Source organism: Sporichthya brevicatena, from assembly GCF_039525035.1.
GTDB lineage: Bacteria > Actinomycetota > Actinomycetes > Sporichthyales > Sporichthyaceae > Sporichthya > Sporichthya brevicatena.
Map to the genome: position 1 here is coordinate 35,765 of NZ_BAAAHE010000040.1, position 19,524 is coordinate 55,288.

Annotated in this window: 19 protein-coding genes; 9 read left to right on the forward strand and 10 right to left on the reverse strand. The window is 72.0% G+C overall.

Going from position 1 to position 19,524, the window contains the following annotated elements; genetic code table 11:
* Nucleotides 1-21 precede the first annotated feature (21 nt).
* The gene (locus ABD401_RS19530; protein ID WP_344607841.1) at nucleotides 22-231 is read right to left on the reverse strand and encodes a hypothetical protein; all 210 of its coding nucleotides are present in this window, start codon (nucleotides 229-231) and stop codon (nucleotides 22-24) included.
* A gap of 255 nt (nucleotides 232-486) precedes the next feature.
* On the opposite strand from ABD401_RS19530, the gene ABD401_RS19535 reads away from it, so the two are divergent.
* Nucleotides 487-1,587: a hypothetical protein gene (locus ABD401_RS19535; RefSeq protein ID WP_344607843.1), complete on the forward strand. Its 1,101-nt coding sequence runs from the start codon at nucleotides 487-489 to the stop codon at nucleotides 1,585-1,587.
* 54 nt (nucleotides 1,588-1,641) lie between these two features.
* On the forward strand, nucleotides 1,642-2,316 hold the full coding sequence (locus tag ABD401_RS19540; RefSeq protein ID WP_344607845.1) for an Ltp family lipoprotein: 675 nt from the start codon (nucleotides 1,642-1,644) through the stop codon (nucleotides 2,314-2,316).
* Nucleotides 2,317-2,442: 126 nt separating this feature from the next.
* Here ABD401_RS19540 and ABD401_RS19545 read toward each other — a convergent pair whose 3' ends face one another.
* Nucleotides 2,443-3,075, reverse strand: coding sequence for a type II toxin-antitoxin system Phd/YefM family antitoxin (locus ABD401_RS19545; RefSeq protein WP_344607847.1), 633 nt, complete (start codon nucleotides 3,073-3,075; stop codon nucleotides 2,443-2,445).
* A gap of 52 nt (nucleotides 3,076-3,127) precedes the next feature.
* Nucleotides 3,128-3,682, reverse strand: a complete 555-nt coding sequence (locus ABD401_RS19550; RefSeq protein WP_344607849.1) for a TIGR03086 family metal-binding protein — start codon at nucleotides 3,680-3,682, stop codon at nucleotides 3,128-3,130.
* 47 nt (nucleotides 3,683-3,729) lie between these two features.
* Here ABD401_RS19550 and ABD401_RS19555 point away from each other — a divergent pair, with 47 nt between their 5' ends.
* Nucleotides 3,730-4,299 (forward strand): GNAT family N-acetyltransferase, encoded by a 570-nt coding sequence (locus ABD401_RS19555; RefSeq protein WP_344607851.1) that lies wholly within the window; start codon nucleotides 3,730-3,732, stop codon nucleotides 4,297-4,299.
* Here ABD401_RS19555 and ABD401_RS19560 read toward each other — a convergent pair.
* Entirely contained in the window at nucleotides 4,287-5,078 is a 792-nt protein-coding gene (locus ABD401_RS19560; protein ID WP_344607912.1) for an ArsR/SmtB family transcription factor, read from the reverse strand. The genes ABD401_RS19555 and ABD401_RS19560 overlap by 13 nt on opposite strands.
* Nucleotides 5,079-5,171: 93 nt before the next feature.
* Here ABD401_RS19560 and ABD401_RS19565 point away from each other — a divergent pair, with 93 nt between their 5' ends.
* Together ABD401_RS19565 and ABD401_RS19570 are read left to right on the forward strand one after the other, a co-directional pair.
* Nucleotides 5,172-5,828, forward strand: a complete 657-nt coding sequence (locus tag ABD401_RS19565; RefSeq protein WP_344607853.1) for a class I SAM-dependent DNA methyltransferase — start codon at nucleotides 5,172-5,174, stop codon at nucleotides 5,826-5,828.
* A gap of 50 nt (nucleotides 5,829-5,878) precedes the next feature.
* Nucleotides 5,879-6,757 (forward strand): dioxygenase family protein, encoded by an 879-nt coding sequence (locus ABD401_RS19570; RefSeq protein ID WP_344607855.1) that lies wholly within the window; start codon nucleotides 5,879-5,881, stop codon nucleotides 6,755-6,757.
* Nucleotides 6,758-6,819: 62 nt separating this feature from the next.
* On the opposite strand, the gene ABD401_RS19575 is transcribed toward ABD401_RS19570, so the two are convergent.
* Nucleotides 6,820-7,191 (reverse strand): YchJ family protein, encoded by a 372-nt coding sequence (locus ABD401_RS19575; RefSeq protein WP_344607857.1) that lies wholly within the window; start codon nucleotides 7,189-7,191, stop codon nucleotides 6,820-6,822.
* A 108-nt stretch (nucleotides 7,192-7,299) separates the two neighbouring features.
* On the opposite strand from ABD401_RS19575, the gene ABD401_RS19580 reads away from it, so the two are divergent.
* Nucleotides 7,300-11,652, forward strand: a complete 4,353-nt coding sequence (locus ABD401_RS19580) for a bifunctional nitrate reductase/sulfite reductase flavoprotein subunit alpha (RefSeq protein WP_344607859.1) — start codon at nucleotides 7,300-7,302, stop codon at nucleotides 11,650-11,652.
* Between the two features lie 7 nt (nucleotides 11,653-11,659).
* Here ABD401_RS19580 and ABD401_RS19585 read toward each other — a convergent pair whose 3' ends face one another.
* The 5 genes from ABD401_RS19585 to ABD401_RS19605 form a co-directional block, all read right to left on the reverse strand.
* A complete protein-coding gene (locus ABD401_RS19585; RefSeq protein ID WP_344607861.1) occupies nucleotides 11,660-12,427 on the reverse strand; it encodes a CoA transferase subunit A in 768 nt (255 codons plus the stop codon).
* Nucleotides 12,427-12,825 (reverse strand): DUF3037 domain-containing protein, encoded by a 399-nt coding sequence (locus ABD401_RS19590; protein WP_344607863.1) that lies wholly within the window; start codon nucleotides 12,823-12,825, stop codon nucleotides 12,427-12,429. The genes ABD401_RS19585 and ABD401_RS19590 overlap by 1 nt, the downstream gene beginning before the upstream one ends.
* Nucleotides 12,822-13,679, reverse strand: coding sequence for a HipA family kinase (locus tag ABD401_RS19595; RefSeq protein WP_344607865.1), 858 nt, complete (start codon nucleotides 13,677-13,679; stop codon nucleotides 12,822-12,824). Before ABD401_RS19595 ends, ABD401_RS19590 begins: the two co-directional genes overlap by 4 nt.
* 15 nt (nucleotides 13,680-13,694) lie before the next feature.
* Nucleotides 13,695-14,375, reverse strand: a complete 681-nt coding sequence (locus ABD401_RS19600; RefSeq protein ID WP_344607867.1) for a lysophospholipid acyltransferase family protein — start codon at nucleotides 14,373-14,375, stop codon at nucleotides 13,695-13,697.
* 91 nt (nucleotides 14,376-14,466) lie between these two features.
* Nucleotides 14,467-16,512: an acetoacetate--CoA ligase gene (locus ABD401_RS19605; RefSeq protein WP_344607869.1), complete on the reverse strand. Its 2,046-nt coding sequence runs from the start codon at nucleotides 16,510-16,512 to the stop codon at nucleotides 14,467-14,469.
* A 95-nt stretch (nucleotides 16,513-16,607) separates the two neighbouring features.
* Here ABD401_RS19605 and ABD401_RS19610 point away from each other — a divergent pair, with 95 nt between their 5' ends.
* The 3 genes from ABD401_RS19610 to ABD401_RS19620 all read left to right on the forward strand — a co-directional run bounded on the left by ABD401_RS19610 (nucleotide 16,608) and on the right by ABD401_RS19620 (nucleotide 19,488).
* Complete coding sequence (locus tag ABD401_RS19610) at nucleotides 16,608-18,068, forward strand: hypothetical protein (protein ID WP_344607871.1); 1,461 nt, start codon at nucleotides 16,608-16,610, stop codon at nucleotides 18,066-18,068.
* 62 nt (nucleotides 18,069-18,130) lie between these two features.
* On the forward strand, nucleotides 18,131-18,730 hold the full coding sequence (locus ABD401_RS19615) for a sigma-70 family RNA polymerase sigma factor (protein WP_344607873.1): 600 nt from the start codon (nucleotides 18,131-18,133) through the stop codon (nucleotides 18,728-18,730).
* Nucleotides 18,727-19,488 carry an anti-sigma factor gene (locus tag ABD401_RS19620; protein WP_344607875.1) on the forward strand — a complete coding sequence of 254 codons (762 nt, stop codon included), beginning with the start codon at nucleotides 18,727-18,729 and terminating at the stop codon, nucleotides 19,486-19,488. Before ABD401_RS19615 ends, ABD401_RS19620 begins: the two co-directional genes overlap by 4 nt.
* Nucleotides 19,489-19,524 lie beyond the last annotated feature (36 nt).

A 19,524-nucleotide genomic window follows, 5' to 3' on the forward strand; every position in this document is an offset into this window, starting at 1 on the left:
GCCAGGGCGCCACCTCCACCGCTACGGGTTCATTCTGGTGAACAGGACGATCCAGAAGGCAGCGTAGAGCCCGAGTACGAACATCGCGACCATGTACCAGTACGTGGACTCGACCGCTCCGTCGTGTGCGCGCATCCGGCCCTCCTCGCGAAGAAGTTCGGCCTCGCGAACCTCCGCGTCCGTCGCCACGGTCGGATTCTCCGGCACCGATGTCTCGATGATCTGCGACATCTCCCTCGCTCCCTCCCGCGCCCTGTCGCGGTGACCGGCGCACCTCCAGTCTCGATTCAGGGCGGCGGAACGGGCAGAGTCGGAACTTCCCGGTTCTTGGACGAACCTTCGAAACGCGGGTGGTGTGGCTCACCCTGACGGGGCGTCGGATTGGGCGTCAGATCGGGCGTCGGATTGGGTGTCGGATTGGGTGTCGTCGGACGGTCCGGACCGCAGGTCTCGCCGTCGGCGGCCCGGGTGAAGCAGACTGGGCACATGACGTCCGCGCGCCTCCGGGCGACCGCCCGGACCGGCGCGTTGAGTGCCGGCCTGCTGGTCCTGGCCGCCGCGCCGGCCGGGGCCGTGACGTCGGTGCCCGGGCTGGACGACGGGTGCCGGAGCAACGGCGACGGGACGGTCATCTGCCGCCTTCTTCCGGCGAGCGGGCCACAGCGTGTCCATGTCCCGGCGGGCGTGCACAGCGCCGTCATGAGCTTGCGCGGTGGCGCCGGTGGGGCCGGGACGCTCCAGACGCCGGTGCCGGTCCCGGGCCTGACCGAGAGCCCGGGTGGGCCGGGTGGGACCGCGACCGCGACGATCCCGTTGGTGCCGGGGTCCGAGCTCGACGTCCGCGTCGGCGGTGCCGGGCTGTCCGGGGTCGACGGCGGCGCGGGTGGTCCGGGTGGCGGCGGCAACGGCAACACGCTCGTGCTGGGTGGCCTCGGGTTGGCCGGTGGTGGCGGTGGCGGTGCGTCCGAGGTCCGGATCGGTGGCTCGAACCCGTCCGGTGCCGACCCGCTGATCGCCGCCGGCGGCGGTGGCGGTGGCGGCAGCGGCGCGCTCACGGCTCAGGACGCGGTGGTCCTGGGTCCCGGTGGCGCCGGCGGCGGTACCACCGGTGAGCACGCACCGGGCGTGGATCCCGGCGAGGCGTTCGGCGGCGTTCTCGGCGGAGGCGGCACCGGCGGCACGCCGACGGCCGGCGGCGAGGCGTCCGGCCTCGTGATCCAGGGGTTGCCGCCGCTCATGGGTGGCTCCGGCGTCCGTGGCCAGGGCGGCGACGCCGGCATGTTCACGATCCCGACGGCCTTCGAGGACGGGATCGGCGGAGGCGGCGGCGGAGGCGGCGGATACTTCGGCGGCTCCGCCGGCAGCGTCTTCGCCGGCGGCGGTGGAGGCAGCGGGTTCGGCCCCGACGGCACCGAGTTCGGCGTCGGCCCGGCCGACGCCCGTGACGGCGAGGTCGTCATCGTCTTTGCTGCGCCCATTGACGCTCCTGCGGGCGGACCAAGACCCACGAGGCAGGACTCCCTGGCGCCAAAGGAATCCACCGATCGGCTGATGCGAAACCGGCCAAACGGCACGCAAGTGAGTTGAACTAACCACCGACTAGGTAGACAACGCCACGACTACCTAGGAGAGATCCGCTCCATGAGCAGTAATCCCCAGCCGCATCCGAACCAGAGCGACGGCGACCAAGCGTTCAGTGCGCTGCCGCCGCTCCCGCCGAAGGCGCCTAAGACAGGTAACTGGTTCGTGCGTCACAAGATCGCCACCGGCGTGCTCGCCTTCGTCGGGGTGGTTGGGGTTGCCGGGGCCGTTGGCGGCTCGGGTTCGTCGTCCGACACCGTCGCGCAGTCTCCGTCGGCTTCCACGGGCGCGTCGAACGGGGGTGCCGCTGGAAACAACGGGAGTGCCACCGGTAGCGACGCCAAGGGTGGTGGGAACGAGGCGAAGGGCGGCGGGAACGAGGCGAAGGCCGGCGACGCGAAGCCGGCCGAGAAGTCCGAGCCGGCGATGACGATGTCCCAGAAGAACGCCGTCCGTTCTGCCGAGAGCTACCTCGAGCTGATGCCGTTCTCGAAGCTGGGTCTGATCCGGCAGCTGTCGTCGAGTGCCGGGGACGGCTACTCGAAGGCGGACGCCACGTTTGCGGTCAACCAACTGAAGGTCGACTGGAACGAGCAGGCGTACCGGGCGGCCCAGGCGTACGTGGACATGATGGCGTTCTCGCGATCTGGCCTGATCCAGCAGCTGACTTCGTCGGCCGGCGACCAGTACACGAACGCGCAGGCCACGTTCGCTGTCAACAAGCTCGGTCTCTGAGAGAGCGAGCGGGAAGCCGGGGTCGCACTGCGCGACCTCGGCTCTCCGCCTGGTCGTGCAGCGCCGATAATGTACGTTATGTCAAGTAACGTGGGTGTGGGAATCCCCTTCTGACCAGTGGGAACGTCAGCGCCGCTGCTCGCCGACGAGGCCCGAGATCGGTGGGCCTGGGGTCGGTTGGATTCGCCTGATGCTCTTGCTGGGCGTCCGCGGGTTCTTGGCCGGCGTGAGTACGCCGTCCCGGACGAGACGCTCGACCAGCGACGCAGACTCGACCGGGCACAGTCGGGCAACCGGCGTGCCCTGCTCGGTGATCACGACTTCGTCGCCGGCCTGGGCGCGTGCGATCCACGAGGCCAGATCGGCGCGGAGCTCAGCGATCGGGACGTCCACCATGTGCTGCTCCCCCTGATGAATATCAGTCGTCGGTGTCGCCTCTGCGTGCAGAACCGCGGTGGACTCGAACCGCAGCGTCGACCAGTCGACCCAGCAGTCGTCCTGGAGCGTGGCGACCTCGGCGCCGCAGGACGCGCACAGCTGGTTCGGCCCGTCGAGCCCGTCACGCCGGCAGCACCCGCTCAGGCGCATGGCGTCGTCGTGCTCCCGCAGGCCCACGGCATCGGCCGGGTTGACCACCACCGTCCCGTGCGGGCGGGTCGACACACCCCGCGGGTCGACCGCGTACGTTCCGGGCGGCATCAGCGGGTGCACGTCCTCCGGGCGCTCCGGAGCCCGCCAATCCGGTAGCGGAATCTCCACCAGATCGGTCGTCAGATCCGCGCCGCACCGGGCGCAGCGGAGCCGGGTCACGTCAGGGCGTGCGACCGGTGAACGCGATGAGCCGGGTCTGGGGGTCGGCGTCCTCGGGTACCTCGACCCTCAGGCCGAACGCGCCGCCCTGGCGCATCATCTCGTCCATCGGCTGCATGAAGGTGAACAACCGATTCACCTCGTCGGCGTCGAGGGTGTCGTCCTGGCCGGTGGCCCGGGACAAGTCCCAGGTGTGGATCAGCAGGTCGCCGACGCCGAAGATGGCAATCATCTCCTCGATGGTGCGCGTTCCGGCGGGGCTCTCGACCTCCTTGCCGGCGATCGCCGGGTCGGCCAGGGCGCCGAGGATCGTGTCGCGCGCGGACTTCCAGGCGCCGACCGGGTCCTCGTCGACCGACGGTGCACCCTGCGCCGGTGCGCCGAGGAAGAACTCCGTGGTGCCGACGATGTGCCGGATGATGTCGCGCGCCACCCAGCCCTCGCACGGGCTCGGGCTGTCCCAGCCGTCCGCGGGTACGCGCTCGACCCGCTCGGTGAACGCCGCCGCGATCTTCCGGTACCGATCGGCCGTCTGCGAACTCGAATTCTCGGTCATGCTGCGAACCTAAGCCCGGGCACCGACAGCCGCCTAGCCTGCGAGGCATGGCGCAGACGCTCGTGCTGGCTCCCCGACTCCGGCTCGTGCCGCTGGCGCTGGAGCATGTCGAGCACAGCGTCCGCCTCTACGCCGATCCCGAGGTGATGCGCCACCTCACCGGTCGCGGCCGCACCCGCGAGGAGGCTGTCGAGGCGCACCGTGCGCTGCTGGCCGTCGCCGGCCGTGTCCCCGGGCTCGGCGTCTGGGTCGGGTTCGTCGGCGATGAGCTCATCGGCCGCTGGACCCTCGAACCGCCGCACCGCGACGACCATGGCCCGATCGCCGGCCAGGCCGAACTCGGCTACCGCGTCCGCCGCGAGTACTGGCGGCAGGGCTTCGCGTCCGAGGGTGCCCGGGCCCTGCTCCGGCACGGATTCGTCGACCTCGGGCTCTCCCGGATCTTCGCCGAGACGATGGCGGTGAACGTCGCGTCCCGCCGGACGATGGAGGCCGTCGGGCTGCGGTACGTCCGGACCTTCCGGCTCGACTTCCCCGACCCACTCCCCGGCTCCGAGCTCGGCGAGGTCGAGTACGCGATCACCCGCGAGGAATGGCATGCGCGTCAGGTGTTCTGACGGGCCGTGTGGGCCATCGCCAGGTCCCACGGCTCGGTGGGCAGCGGGTTCCCCGTCTCCAGCAGCGACTTGAGGTTCGCCAGCACCGCCGGCCAGCCGTTGGAGATGCCGCGGTGGAAGTCCGCGTTGGGCAGGTTCTCATGAGTGACCGTCAGTTTGACGATGTCGGTGTCGCTCTCGATGAGGTACGTGACGATCGACGGCCCGCCGGGCAGCACCTCACCAGGTGTCTCGAAGGTGACGACGAGTCGGCGCGGGTACTCGACCTCCAGCACGGTGCCGACGACGTCCAACTCCCCCGAGCCGTTGCGTCGGTGCTCCCAGGTCGAGTCGGGCTGCCAGTCGGAGACGTTGGCGTGGTCCCAGTACTTCGCGGTGAGGTCGGCGTCGGTCAATGCCTTCCACACCTGCTCGGCCGTGGCCTTGATGTAGGTCGTGTACACGTACGTCGGAATGGCGGTGTCGTTCATCGCGTACTCCTCCGCCCGCGCCTTGACGGCGCTCAGGGCTGCTAGTCGGGGGGCGTCGAACTCGGAGATCCAGCGCTCCTGGATCTCGTGGATCGGCGTGGGGTTCAGGTAGTGCAGGCGCTCGCGCCCTCGCCGCACGACGCTCACGAGGTTCGCGGCCTGCAGGAGGTCCAGGTGCTGGGTCGCCGACTGTCGGGCCATGCCGAGATGTGCGCAGAGTTCGCTCAGGGTCTGGCCGTTCTGTTCGCGCAGTCGGTCGAGCAGGAGCCGGCGGGTCGGGTCGGCCAGGGCCTTGAAGACCCGGTCCATCTCCCCTGCTTCGTCGGCCACGGGACGATTATGCAGGTAATTACCTGCATATAGCAAGAGGCGCCGTCAGGGGGTGCCCGTACCGTTCCGCGGGTGCCCGAGCCTGACTTCCTGACCGCCACCCGCCGCTCCTACGACGCGGTCGCCGAGACCGTGGCTGACGCCTGGCGGCACGACCTCGACGTCAAGCCCTGGGACCGCGCGGCTCTGTCCGTCTTCGCGGAACTTGTCGGCCCGGGTGGCCGTGTCGCCGACGTCGGGTGCGGGACCGGCCGGGTAACGGCCTGGCTCGCCGCGCGGGGACTCGACGTCGTCGGGATCGACCTCTCCCCCGGCATGCTCGCCGTAGCACGGCGCGACCACCCCGGATTGTCCTTCTCCGTCGGTGACATGACGGACCTTCAGCTCCCGGCCGGCTCGCTGGACGGCCTGCTCGCGTTCTACTCGATCATCCACGCCCCGCCGGCGCGCCTGCCCGACGCGTTCGCCGGGTTCGCGCGCGCCCTCGCGCCGCGTGGGCACTTACTGGTGGTCTTCCAGGCCGGCGACGAGGTGGTTCACTACGCCGAGGCGTTCGGGTGCACGATCGACCTGCACTTCCATCGCCGCACTTGTACCGAGGTGGCGGCCCTGGCCGAGGGCGCCGGACTCGTCGTCAGTGCGCGCCTGGAGCGGGAGCCCGTCGAGGGCCACGAACGGACCCCGCAGGGCTACGTCCTGGCCCGAAAGCCGGACGCCGGAATTAGTTGACGCTACAACTTGTTGGCGAGGGTGACGACCGACGAGATGTGGAGCACGCAATGTCCTCGATCATGGCCCCCGAGGTCCCCGGAGCTGCGCTGGACGCCTTCCTGCGGGACGTGGCGCCCCGGACGGCCGAGCGTCGCCCGTGGACGCCCGCCGACGGACCGATGCCCGCGCTGTACATCAGCCACGGCGCCCCGCCGCTGTTCGACGACCCGCACTGGATCGACCAGCTCTTCACCTGGGCGCAGCGGCTGCCGGTGCCGCGCTCGATCCTCATCGTCAGCGCCCACTGGGAGTCCGCGCCGATCAGCCTGAGCGCGACCGGGGCCGCGACTCCCCTGGTCTACGACTTCGGCGGCTTCGCGGCGCGCTACTACAACGAACGCTACGAGACCCCGGACGCCTCCGCGCTGGCGCGCCAGGTGGCGGCGGTCCTGCCGGACACCGAGCCCGTCCACATCCATCCGCGCCGTGGCCTGGACCACGGCGCGTGGGTGCCGCTGAAGGTTCTGTACCCGGACGCGGACATCCCCGTCCTCCAGCTGAGCCTGCCGACCAACGCGCCGGACAAGCTGCTGGACCTCGGCCGGCGCCTGCGTCAGCTGCGCTCGGAGGGCGTGCTCGTCATCGGCTCCGGTTTCATGACCCACGGCTTGCAGTTCGCGACCCGGGAGATGTTCTTCTTCAACCAGGTCCCGGGCTGGTCGACCGACTTCGACGCCTGGGCCGCCGACGCCCTCGCCCGCGGCGACGTCGACGCCCTCGCGAACTTCCGCCGGGCCCCGGGCATGCCGTACGCCCACCCGACCGTCGAGCACTTCACCCCGCTGTTCGTCACCCTCGGCGCCGCCACCGACCCCGAGGCCCCCGCCCTGACGGTGATCGACGACTTCCAGTTCGGCTTCGCGAAGCGCTCGCTCCAGGTGGCCTGAACCCTCGTAACGTCAGCGGGATCGTGCGCTATGACGCGCGGTTCCGCTGACGTCGTGGTGTGTCAGCGGGCGACGACCCCGTCGACGTAGTACCAGCGGCCGCCCTCGCGAACGAAGCGGCTGCGTTCGGTCTGGACGCCGGCGTCGTGGGTGGCCCGGAACTCGACCATGCCGGCGGTGTCGAACACCCCGCCGCTGGCGGAGATCACCTCCAGGCCCAGCCACCGCACGTCCGGGTCGAGCGTCAGCTTCTTGGGCCGGGTCGACGGGTGCCACGTCGCGAGCAGGTAGTCCGCGTCCCGGAGGACGAAGGCGCTGTAGCGGGAGCGCATCAACGCTTCCGCGGACGCGGCCGGGGCGTCGCCGCGGTGCAGCGGGCCGCAGCACGCGTCGTAGGGCGCCGGGGCGCCGCACGGGCAGGGGCGGGGCGGCATGACAGCAGACCGTACTCACGTGTCGTCCCCGGGTGCAGTGAGGGCGGGTGTCGCCGCACGCGATACGGATGAAACGGATCGGAAACACGCGGCGGCTTCCCTGGCAGGGTGAGCCCCCACTCCCCCTCGACCACCCGCGTGCGCGGCGTCTGTTCCTACTGCGGCGTGGGCTGCGGCATCGTCCTCGAGATCGGCCGGGACGCGGCCGGCGGACGGCGGGTCCTCTCCGTCGCCGGGGACACCGAGCACCCGGCGAACCGCGGCCGTCTCTGCACGAAGGGCGCGACGAGCGCCGAGGTCGCCTGCGCGCCCGGTCGGCTCGAGTCCGCGCTGCTGCGTCCCGAGCGTGGCGCGACCCCGATCGCCGTCGGGGTGGACGACGCGATCGCCGAGGCCGTCGTCCGCCTGCGTGCGATCGTCGACGAGCACGGCCCGGACGCGGTCGCCCTCTACGTCTCCGGGCAGATGACGACCGAGGCGCAGTACCTGTCCAACAAGTTGGCCAAGGGCTACCTGCGCACCAACAACATCGAGTCGAACTCGCGGCTGTGCATGGCGAGCGCCGGCGTCGGCTACAAGCAGTCGCTCGGTTCCGACGCCCCGCCCGGGTCGTACGACGACTTCGACGCCGCCGACGTCTTCCTGGTCGTCGGCTCGAACATGGCCGACTGCCACCCGATCCTGTTCCTGCGGATGATGGAGCGGGTCAAGGCCGGGGCCAAGCTGATTGTCGTCGACGTCCGGCGCACCGCGACCGCCGACAAGGCGGACCTGTTCCTTCAGGTGCGCCCCGGTACGGACCTCGCGCTGCTCAACGGGCTGCTGCACCTGATCGTTGCGAACGGCGACCACCACCCCGACTTCATCGCCGAGTTCACGACGAACTGGGACGCCGTCGAGGCGATGCTGGCCGACTACGCCCCGGCCCGGGTCGCGGAGATCACCGGTCTCGCCGAGCAGGACCTCCGCACCGCGGCGGCGTGGATCGGCGGCGCCGCGAACTGGATGACCTGCTGGACGATGGGCCTCAACCAGTCCGTCCAGGGCACGTGGAACACCAACGCGATCTGCAACCTGCACCTCGCCACCGGCGCGATCTGCCGGACCGGCTCCGGCCCGTTCTCCCTCACCGGACAGCCGAACGCCATGGGCGGGCGGGAGATGGGCTACATGGGGGCCGGCCTGCCCGGGCAGCGTGCCGTCCTCTCCCCCGACGACCGCGCGTTCGTCGAGAACCTCTGGAACCTGCCGGCCGGGACGCTGCGCACGGACGTCGGTCAGGGCACCGTCGAACTGTTCGAGAAGGCCGCCGCCGGGGAGATCAAGGCGATCTGGGTGATCTGCACCAACCCCGTCGCCTCGGTCGCCAACCGCAACACCGTGATCGCCGGGCTCGAGGCCGCCGAGCTCGTCATCGTCCAGGACGCGTTCACCGACGCGGAGACCATCGCCTACGCGGACATCGTGCTGCCGGCGGCGCTGTGGACCGAGGTCGACGGCGTGTTCGTCAACTCCGAACGGAATCTGACCCTGCTTCAGCCCGTGGCGGACGCGCCGGGCGAGGCCTTGCCGGACTGGGACCTGATCGCGCGCATCGCGCGCGGGTTGGGCTTCGTCGAGGCGTTCGCCTACGACCGCGCCGAGCAGATCTTCGACGAGCTGCGTGCCTTCGCGAACCCCGCGACGGGCTACGACCTCCGCGGCGTCACCTACGACCGGTTGCGCACCTCCCCCGTCCAGTGGCCCGCTCCGCCGGACGACGACGAGGCGCGCCACCCGATCCGCTACCTCAACGACGGCCGTAGCCGTGCCCTCGTCACGCGGGAGGACGGTTCGACCCCCCGGTTGGCCTTCGCCACTCCCGACGGCCGCGCGGTCTTCCACGCCCGCCCGCACGTCGGGCCGGCCGAGCTGCCGGACGCCGAGCATCCGTTCGTCCTCACGACCGGTCGCGTCCAGCACCAGTGGCACACGCTGACCAAGACCGGCAAGGTCCCGCGGCTGGCGAAGCTCAACCCCGGCCCGTTCGTCGAGGTCCACCCCGACGACGCCACCGCGCTGGGCCTGGCCGCCGGCGACCGCGTCGAGATCACCTCGCGCCGCGGCCGCGCGGTGCTCCCCGCGGTGATCAGCGATCGCATGGCCCCCGGCACCTGCTGGGCCCCGTTCCACTGGAACGACGCCTTCGGCGCCGACCTCTCGATCAACGCCGTCACCAATGACGCCGTCGACCCCGCCTCCTTCCAGCCGGAGTTCAAGGTCTGCGCCGTCGCCCTCGCCCGCGTCTCCGCCCCGGCACTGGAGATGACATCTCCAGTGCACTCGGCCGATCCGGTGGAGATGACATCTCCACCGGATTCCGCGATTTCGGTGGAGATGTCATCTCCAGTGGAGTCGGCGCTGGCGGCCGCGCTCGGGCTGGGCGAGGTCGCCGGGGCGGAGTTCACCGCGCCGGAGTTCACCGCGCCGGAGTTCACCGCGCCGGAGTTCACCGCGCCGGAGTTCACGGGGATCCAGCGGCAGTACCTCGCCGGGCTCACGGTCGGGCTCGCGTCGCCGCAGGCGCGGCCGGGGACGCCGGTGCTGCCCGCGGACGCCCCGTTCGACGACGAGCGCCGAGCGTGGGTCGCGGGCCTGCTGGCGGGCCTGTTCTCCCGCGCCGACGTGGGGCCGGGCCCCACCGCGAGTGGAGATGTCATCTCCACTGGAGATGTCATCTCCAGTGCGGGGGCGCCGCCGGAGACCGTGGTGCTCGCCTGGGCGTCGCAGACCGGGAACGCCGAGGACTTCGCGAGCGGGGCCGCGGCCCTGCTCGCCCGGGACGGCCTGCCCGTCCACCTCACGATGATGGACGATCTCGACGTCGCCACGCTGCCGCAGGCCTCGACCCTGCTCGTCGTCACCAGCACCTTCGGGGACGGCGAGTCCCCCGACAACGGCCAGGGGTTCTGGGCCGCTCTCAGCGACACCGCCGCGCCGCGACTCGACGGCGTCCGGTTCGCCGTCCTGGCCTTCGGCGATCCGAACTACGCCGACTTCTGCGGCCACGGCCGCCGGCTCGACGCCCGCCTCGCCGAACTCGGCGCGACGCGTCTGGCCGATCGCGTCGACGCCGGTCCCGACGACCGCGCCCGCGCCGCCAACTGGCTCACGGCGGTCCGCGACCTCCTCCGCCCCGACGGAGAGCGTCCGGAGCCCCCGCCGGCGGCGGCGCCGACCGCGCCCGCGACGCGTCCGGTTCCGCGCCCGGTCGCGGTGACCCTCCCGCCGTCGGTGCCGGTCCCCGCGCCCGATCCCGGCGCCGAGTACGTCTCCCCCGACGTCCAGCCGGACGTCGAGGCGGCCGGTCTGTTCACCCGGCGCCAGCCGCTGCCGACGCGGCTGGTCACGAACCTCGCGCTCACCGGCGCCGGGTCGGCGAAGGACGTCCGCCGGTTCGGGTTCGCGCTCGACGCCGGTTGCACCTACGAGGTCGGGGACGCGCTCGGGGTCTGGCCCAAGAACGACGAGACGGTCGTCGACGAGTGGCTCGCGGTCACCGGACTCGACGGGGACGCCGTCGTCGCCCTCGACGACCGACCGGAGACGGACCTGCGCACCGCCGCGCGGGAGTACCTCGACATCGTCCGGATCACTCCGGACCTGATGCGGTTCGTGAACCAGCGTCACCCCGACCGCGACCTGGCCCGGCTGCTGCGCGCCAACAACAAGATCGCGCTCGAGCAGTGGCTCTGGGGCAAGCAGGCGATGGACCTGCTCGCCGAGTACCCGGTCCGCGCCGCGACCGAGGACTGGCTGGACGTGATCCGCCCCCTCGCCCCGCGCCTGTACTCGATCTCGTCGAGCCCGAAGGAGTTCCCGCACGAGGTCGCGCTGACGGTCTCCGCCGTGCGCTACGCCTACGAGGGGCGGGCCCGGCACGGCGTCTGCTCGACCTTCCTCGCCGACCGTTGCGCCGACGAGACCGTTCCGGTCTTCCTCCAGCGCTCGCCGCACTTCCGGCCACCCACCGACGGCCGGACGCCGATGATCATGATCGGCCCCGGCACCGGCGTCGCGCCGTTCCGCGGCTTCCTCCAGGAGCGCCGCCAGCTCGGCCACCACGGCCGCAACTGGCTGTTCTTCGGCGAGCAGCGCTCCGCGACGGACTTCTACTACCGCGCCGAGCTCGAGGAGATGTACGGCGCGGGGCTACTCACCCGGCTCTCGCTCGCGTTCTCCCGCGACCAGCGCCAGAAGGTCTATGTCCAGGACCTGATGCGTGCCGCCGGCCGTGAGTTCTGGCGGTGGCTCGACGCCGGTGCGCACGTCTACGTCTGCGGCGACGCCGGACGGATGGCGAAGGACGTCCACGCCGCGCTGATCGAGATCGTCCGCGACCACGGCGGTCTCGGCGAGCGGGCCGAGGAGTACGTCCGGAGCCTCGTCACCCAGCGCCGGTACGTGCGCGACGTGTACTGACGAGACGTCAGCTCCGCAGGGTTCGCTTCTCGATCGGCTTGTCCGCGGCCTGCTCGGGCGTCAGGGGCAGGACGCGGTGGACGAAGACGCCGGGCAGGTGGACCTCGTCCGGGTCGAGCGCCCCGACCTCGACCAGCTCCTCGACCTCCGCGATCGTGACGCGGCCGGCCATCGCGGTGACGGGGTTGAAGTTCCGGGCGGCGCGGTGGAAGACGAGGTTGCCGTGGCGGTCCCCCTTGATCGCCCGTACCAACGCGAAGTCGGCGAAGAAGGCCTGCTCGAGCACGTACGTCCGTGTCACCCCGTCGACGGTGAACTCCGCGGTCGGGCGCGGCGGCGACGCCGCGACGACGTTGCCGTCGGCGTCGTAGCGCCACGGGATGCCACCGGTCTCGACCAGCGTCCCGCCGCCGGCCGGGGTGTAGAAGGCCGGGATGCCGACGCCCGCGGCCCGCAGCCGCTCGGCGAGGGTCCCCTGCGGGATCAGTTCGACCTCGAGCTCACCGGCGAGGTACTGCCGGGCGAACTCGCGGTTGTCGCCGATGTAGGAGGCGGTCATGCGCGCGATCCGGTGCGCGTGCAGGAGCTTGCCGAGGCCCATCTCCCCGACGCCGCAGTTGTTCGACGCGACGTGCAAGTTCCTCGTCCCCTGCTCCACCAGCGCGTCGATCAGCACGGCCGGGACGCCGCAGAGCCCGAACCCGCCGACGGCCAGCGTCGCGCCGTCGCCGATGTCCGCGACCGCCTCCGCGGCGGATGCGACCGTCTTGTTCATCAGCGCGTGTCCGCCGGGAGCACCAGGGAACGCATCAACCGTGCGAGGTCGGCCGCGGGGTCGAGCGTCAGGCCGGTGTGCACCGGACCGGGCTGGATCACGGTGCTGCGGGGCGCGGTCAGCCAACGGAAACGCTTTCCGAGGTCCTCGGCCGCGACCGGCCCCGCCCCGGCGCCGCCCGCGCAGACGTCGGCCGCGGTCGCCAGCGCACGCTCGATCGCCGCGACTTCGGCGCGCCCGTCGAGCGCCCGCAACCGCTCGACGTCCAGATGCGTCTGCGCCGCCAGGTAGTCCCGCGCCCGGCAGTACAGGAGCACCCCGCCGTTGATGAACTCCCCACGCTCGACGCGGGGCACGACGCGCAGCAGGGCGTACTCGAAGCTCACCCGCCCGGTCACGCCTGTCCCCCACGGCGACGCCGGTTCAGCCAGGCCGGTCGGTTGTCGCCGCGCTCGGCGACCACCGGTCCGGCCGCGGCGGCCTCAGCCAGCGCCGGCAGCCACTGCGGCTGCGCGTCCAGCCGCGCCCGCAGCCGCGCGACGTAGGCGACGCGCAGCTCGTCCGGCGTGCGATCGTCCTCCGCGACCAGCCACTCGTCCGGCACGGTGGCGAGCACCGAGGTCAACAGGTCGTCCGTCACCCGCGGGGCGCAGAGCTCGGCCGCCGCCGTCACGTCCGGGGTGAACCGGACCAGCGCGTGCTCCCCGATGTCGTAGGGCCGGGCGACGGAGGAGTCGGCCCGGGCCCAGTCGTGATGGAACGTCAGGGCCGCGCCGTGGTCGATCAGGATCAGCCGGTCGTGCCAGTGGAGCATGTTCGGGTTCCGCCACGAACGGTCCGCGTTCTGGATGAACGCGTCGAACCAGAGCACCTGGCCGGCCAGGCCGAGGTCGCGGTCGAGGTCGGCCGGGTCGAAGTCCAGCGCCCCCGGCAGGTAGTCGACGCCCAGGTTCAGACCCGGGCTCGCCTTCAGCAGCGCCTGGATCTCCTCGTCCGGCTCCCCCGGCGCCAGCGCCGGGTCGAGCTCGATCGCCACCAGGTCCGGCACGGGGAGGTCGAGGGCGCGGGCGAGACCGGCACAGATCACCTCGGCGACGAGCACCTTCGGGCCCTGACCGGCGCCGCGGAACTTCACGACGTACGTGCCGAGGTCGGCGGCCTCCATCAGCCCGGGCAGCGACCCGCCCTCACGCAACGGCGCCACGTAGCGCGTCGCGACACGGACGGGCAGGCCGATCTCTCGGGAACTCACCCGCCGAAGTCTGCCTCAGCCGGCGGCGAGCTGCTCCTTGACGTCGGTCGCGTAGGCGTCGACGTACTCCTGGCCGGACAGCTCCTGGATCGCCCGCATGATGTCGTCGGTGATCTCGCGGTAGAGCCGGGCGTCGCGCTTACGGCCGTCGTACTTGGCGAGATCCATCGGCGGCCCGAACTTCACGGCGACCGGGTGGCGACGGGGCCACACCTTGCCGGGCGGCTGGACCTCGAAGCTGCCGATCATCGCGCAGGGCAGCAGCGGGGCCCCGGTCTCCAGCCACAGCCGGGCGACGCCGACGCGGCCGCGGTAGAGCCGACCGTCCGGCGACCGCGTGCCCTCGGGGTAGATGCCGAGCAGGTTGCCCTCGGCCAGCACCTCGGCCGCGGTCGCGATCGCCGCGAGCCCGGCCCGGCCACTGTCCCGGTCGACCGGCTTCTGGCCGAGCGCGTTGAAGAAGCTCGCGGTCAGCTTCCCCGCCACACCCTGGCCGGTGAAGTACTGCGCCTTGGCCAGGTAGATGACCTTGCGGTCGAGCACGTGCGGCACGAAGAAGTGGTCCGAGAACGACACGTGATTGCCGGCGAGGATCGCGGGGCCGCTCCTCGGCACGTGCTCCAGGCCGCTCACCGTGGGCTTGAACACCGCCTGGACCACGGGTCCCAGGAAGATTTTCATCCCCCTGTAGAGCACGGCGGAACCTCCCGGGCGGCCGGAGCCATCGACTGCGCGGGGCGCAGCTCCCCGTCAGCCGCAACTCTAATGGTCGCCCGCGACCGCTCGGTCAGGTGCTCGCCGACCCGCCCACCGACCGGGTCCGCGCGAACTCGGCGAACCAGCGGACGACGTCCGGGTCGTCCACCGCCGCGAGGTTGGCCGCCTTCTCCAGCGGCACGCCCTGGAGCAGCCGCTTGATCGGCACCTCCAGGCGCTTGCCGGTCAGCGTGTGCGGGATGGCGGGCGCCGCGATGATCTCGTCCGGGACGTGCCGCGGCGTGCGCTTGGTCCGCAGCTCGGTCCGGATCGCCGCGATCAGCTCGTCGTCGAGCTCGTGACCGGGCGCAGGGACGACGAACAACGGCAGGTAGTACCCGCCGCCCGGCTGCTCGACGCCGAGGACGAGCGTCTCCTGGATCTGCGGCATCGCCTCCAGCACGCCGTAGAAGTCGCTGCTGCCCAGGCGGACGCCGTCGCGATTGAGCGTGGCGTCCGAACGGCCGTGGATGACGACGGAGTGGTCGGAGTACAGCGTGATCCAGTCCCCGTGCCGCCACACGCCCGGCCAGGGGTCGAAGTAGGAGTCGAGGTACCGCGCGTTGTCGGTGTCGTTCCAGAGGTGGAGCGGCATCGACGGCATCGGGCGGGTGATGACGAGTTCCCCCACCTCGCCGGTCACCGGCTTGCCGTCGTCGTCCCAGGCGGCGATCGCGGCGCCGGCGAGCGGGCCGGAGATGCGCCCCGCCCGGACCGGCAGCAGGTCGTTGCCGCCGACGAAGGCACCGCAGATGTCGGTCCCGCCGCTGGTGGAGTCCAGCCGGACGTCGGCGGAGACGTTCTCGTAGACCCACGGGTACCCGGCGGTCGGCAGCGCGGACCCGCTGACCTGGATGGTTTGCACGCACGAGAGGTCGGCGCGCTCCTTGGGCACGATCCCCGCGTTCTGCGTGGCGGTCACCAGCGCGGCGCCGAGGAAGAAGACCTTCGCGCGGACCAGGCCGGCCGCCTCCCAGAGGACGCCGAAGTCGGGGTAGCCCGGGCTGCCCTCGTAGAGCACGATCGACGACCCGGCGGCCAGGCCGAGCAGCTGGGAGTTCCAGAGCATCCAGCCGGTGGTCGTGTAGGTGAAGTAGGTGTCCCCGAGACCGAGGTCGGCGTAGAGGTGGGCCCACTTCAGACCCTCCATCAGAATCCCGCCGTGCCCGTGCACGAGCCCCTTGGGCATCCCGGTCGTGCCGGAGGTGAACAGCACCCAGAGCGGGTGCGAGAAGTCGGTCTGCTCGAACTCGAGGGGCGCGTCCGTGGCGATCGCGTCGACCCAGGCGGTCACCGCCGGCCCGTCGGCCGCGTAGCCCGGCAGTGGCTCGCCGGGGAACGCGTAGGAGACCTGGACGACCTGACGCACCGTCGGAAGGCTGGCCGCCAGCTCGACGGCGACGTCGCGGCGGTCGATCGTCCGGCCCTGCCAGTGGTAGCCGTCGACGGCGAGCAGCACGGTGGGCTCGAGCTGCGAGAGGCGCGCGATCGTGCCCTCGGAACCGAAGTCGGGCGAGAGCAGCGCCCACACCGCGCCGACCGACGCGGCGGCCATGCACCCGATCACGGCGTGCTCGATGTTCGGCAGGTACGCCGCCACCCGGTCCCCCGGCCGGACGCCGACGGAGCGGAGCCAGGCCGCGAGTGCGGCGACGTCACGCCGGAGCTGCCCGCGCGTGATCGTGCGCGGCTCCAGTTGCCCGCCCGCGGCCGGTTCCTTCAGGCAGATCAGCGCCGGATCGTCGTCCGCGCCCGGCCGCAAACATCGCTCGGCGAAGTTGACGCTCGCCCCGGGGAACCAGCGGACGCCCGGCATGGTGTCGCCCTCGCGGACCGCGGTCCACGGGGTCGGCGACCGCATGTCGACGAAGTCCCACATGGCGGCCCAGAACCGGTCGGTCTCCTCGACCGACCAGGCCCACATCGAGTCGTGGTCCGGGAAGTCCCGGCCCTCACGCTCGGACAGCCAGGTCAGGAACCGCGTCATGGTGCACGCCGCGGCACGCTCGGGCGAGGCCTGCCACAGCACCGGGCCGAGGTCGTCGGCGGCAGCGGGGCCGGACGGAACCTGCGACATGAAACCTCCCGGGGAACGGTGTCGACGTCATTCTTCCCCGGGTGCCCGGCTTCGCCCCTGGCAGCCGGGTCAGGGCGGTACGGCAGAATTCGCCCGTGCGCGACAGATGGCGGTTCCGTTCCCGGCGTGTCCTCGCCGCCGGGATCACCCTGGCGGTCCTCGGGACCGTCCCGGCCTGCGGCGGCGACGGGGGGACCTCGACGCCGGGCCCGGACTCGACCACGGCAGCGACCGCGCCGGATCTGGGCCTCGCGATCACGCCGTCGGCCTACCCGGACCCGTACAGCGGGGCGGTGGACGCGGCCGCGCAGGCTCCGGACCTGGCTCTGGTGCTCGCGCGCGGCATCGCGAAGGCGGACAAGCTCTCCGGAGACGTGAAGTCCCCCGCCTCCGACCTGGCGGCGGAGTTGACGTCCCGGCTGGCCACCCACGTGTACGCGGTGGGGTCGGCGGTCAGCACCGTCTACCAGACCGACCGCAAGAGCAAGCAGTCCGAGGCGGCCTGGGCCGCGGTCGAGACGAACTCGACGGCCCTGATCAAGCTGGTGCGCTCGCTCGCGGCCGAGTCCACCGGGAAGGGCGGTCGCGGCGGCAAGGGGACGGCCCGACTCGCGCCGACCGCGGACACCCCGCCGCCGAGTGCGCCGCCGGCCAACCCGGGCGACAAGGGGAAGAAGGGCAAGAAGGAGTCCCCCTCCCCTCGCCCGACCGCGACCGAACCGCCGTTCGACCTCGACGAGTACGACTTCGCGAAGTCCTGGCGCGAGCACGTCGGCCTGCTGACCGACTACGCGCTCGCCGCGCGGGGCCGCAACGAGAACGACCAGCGGACCGCCCGCCGCCAGCTCGACGGCTGGGCGTCCCAGGCCGGCCAGTACTTCCGGGCGATCACCAAGAGCCGGCTGTCCTCGTACACCGTGCGCACCGACCTCGGCGACTACCTCGACGCGATCACCGAGGCGATCGAGGGCCTCGCGAGCCGGGACGGCGAGAGCTTCGTCGCCCTGCGCGAGGCGGCCGACGCGATGCCGGAGATCTCCCAGCGTCTCGCCGCCGGCCTCGCCGCGGCGACCGACCGCAAGGGCAGCGTCACCGACAAGGCCGCCGAGCTGCGCGCGAACCTCACCGCCACGATGACCGGTCACTCCTACCTGACCGTCATGGCCTTCCAGGTCGCGGTGAAGGCGGGCTCGGCCGGGCTGGTCGGCACGAACTACCGCCGCGTCCAGGTCAGCCTCGACGACAACTCCAAGCAGATCGCCGACTTGGTGAAGGACGTCGGCGGGCCGTTCAAGGAGGCCGAGTTCCTCCAGGGCTGGCGCATCCACCTCCGTGACCTGGAGAACTACACGCGCGGGCTGCTCGACGGGGACCTGGAGGTCCGGCGCACCGCCGCGGAGGCCCTCCACACCTACCTGGGCACGGTGTCGACGTTCCTCAAGAACGTGACGAAGGGCGCGATCCCGGCCGAGACCGTCGAGGAACGCCTGCGAGCCCAGCTCGCCGCGATGATCGGGGCGGTGGACGCCCTCGAGGTGGCCTTCCGCAGCAACTGAGGCGGGCCGGCCCGACCGACATGGACACCAATCCGGGCGGCTTCCGGCCCCGAAGATCGGACATGAGCTCCGGTCCTGTCCCGCTGCCCACGGCCCGCACGGTGCCGGCGGACGCCCCCGAGCGCCTCGAGGACCTCCTGGTCCGCGTGGCGCGGGGCGACACCGCCGCGTACGAGGCGGTCTACACCCGCGTCTCCGGACCGGTCTACGGACTGATCCGCCGCGTCCTGCGCGACCCCGCGCAGTCCGAGGAGGTCGCCCAGGAGGTGCTGGTCACCGTCTGGCAGACCGCCTCCCGCTTCGACGCGAACCAGGGCTCGGGCATGTCCTGGATCCTGACGATGGCCCACCGCCGCGCGGTGGACCGCGTCCGCTCGGAGCAGGCCGCCACCGACCGCACGCGTCGCCTGGCGCCGCAGTCCTACGAGCCCGCCTACGACGACGTCTCCGAGGCCGTCGAGACCCGGCTGGAGAAGGAAGCGGTCCGGCGCTGCCTGGGCACGCTCACCGACCTGCAGCGCGAGTCCGTCGGACTGGCCTACTACGGGGGCTACACCTACCGCGAGGTCGGTGAACTCCTCGACGTGCCGCTCGGCACCGTGAAGACCCGCATGCGGGACGGACTGATCCGCCTGCGCGACTGCCTGGGGGTGACGGCATGAGTTCCTCGAACACCGGTGCCGACCTGCACCTGCTCAGCGGCGCCTACGCGATGGGCGCCCTCGACCCTGCCGAGGCCGAGGAGTTCGCCGTCCACCTCGACAGCTGTGCGCAGTGCCGGGAGGAGGTGGCCGAACTCACCGCCACCGCGAACGTGCTGGGCATCGCCGCCGCCGAGACCCCGCCGCCCGGCTTCCGCGAGCGGGTGATGGCCGAGGTTGCCACGACGCGCCAGCTGCCCCCGGTCGTGACTCCGCTGGAGTCCGCGGGCCGCCGCCGGGGCCGCCGTGACTCGCGGGTCCGCCAGTGGACCCTGGGCGCGGCCGCCGCGGTCGCCGTCGTCGCGCTCGGTGTCGGGACCTGGGCGCTGACGCTGAACGAGGAGAACTCCGAGCTCCGCCGGCGCACTGAGCTGATCGCCGCCGTGCAGACCGCCCCCGACGCGCAGTCGGTGTCGGCGAAGGCCGGCGACGCCACGGCGGCCGTGATGATGTCGCGCAGCGCGGGCGCCATGGTCTTCATGGCGCACGGCCTGCGGGACCCGGGTGCGGGCCGGACCTACCAGATCTGGCTGCTCGGCCCGGGCTCGTCGGTCCGGTCCGTCGGCACCTTCGACACCGACGGCCGCAACACGACGCGCGTGATGAAGGGCTTCCCGGACCGGGCGACCGCGCTGGCGGTCACCGAGGAACCCGCGGGTGGCTCGGACCGGCCGACGACCTCGCCGGTCCTCGCGGTCAACTTCCCCGCCGGGGCCTGAGCGCCCCGCGGGGACAGTCCCGCGGGGGCAGTCCGC

Bases quoted from the DNA above. Each gene is read 5' to 3' on its own strand.
- ABD401_RS19530 (WP_344607841.1), bottom strand. From the start codon at position 231: ATGTCGCAGATCATCGAGACATCGGTGCCGGAGAATCCGACCGTGGCG.
- ABD401_RS19535 (WP_344607843.1), top strand. From the start codon at position 487: ATGACGTCCGCGCGCCTCCGGGCGACCGCCCGGACCGGCGCGTTGAGT.
- ABD401_RS19540 (WP_344607845.1), top strand. From the start codon at position 1,642: ATGAGCAGTAATCCCCAGCCGCATCCGAACCAGAGCGACGGCGACCAA.
- ABD401_RS19550 (WP_344607849.1), bottom strand. From the start codon at position 3,682: ATGACCGAGAATTCGAGTTCGCAGACGGCCGATCGGTACCGGAAGATC.
- ABD401_RS19555 (WP_344607851.1), top strand. From the start codon at position 3,730: ATGGCGCAGACGCTCGTGCTGGCTCCCCGACTCCGGCTCGTGCCGCTG.
- ABD401_RS19560 (WP_344607912.1), bottom strand. From the start codon at position 5,078: ATGGACCGGGTCTTCAAGGCCCTGGCCGACCCGACCCGCCGGCTCCTG.
- ABD401_RS19570 (WP_344607855.1), top strand. From the start codon at position 5,879: ATGTCCTCGATCATGGCCCCCGAGGTCCCCGGAGCTGCGCTGGACGCC.
- ABD401_RS19575 (WP_344607857.1), bottom strand. From the start codon at position 7,191: ATGCCGCCCCGCCCCTGCCCGTGCGGCGCCCCGGCGCCCTACGACGCG.
- ABD401_RS19585 (WP_344607861.1), bottom strand. From the start codon at position 12,427: ATGAACAAGACGGTCGCATCCGCCGCGGAGGCGGTCGCGGACATCGGC.
- ABD401_RS19605 (WP_344607869.1), bottom strand. From the start codon at position 16,512: ATGTCGCAGGTTCCGTCCGGCCCCGCTGCCGCCGACGACCTCGGCCCG.
- ABD401_RS19615 (WP_344607873.1), top strand. From the start codon at position 18,131: ATGAGCTCCGGTCCTGTCCCGCTGCCCACGGCCCGCACGGTGCCGGCG.
- ABD401_RS19620 (WP_344607875.1), top strand. From the start codon at position 18,727: ATGAGTTCCTCGAACACCGGTGCCGACCTGCACCTGCTCAGCGGCGCC.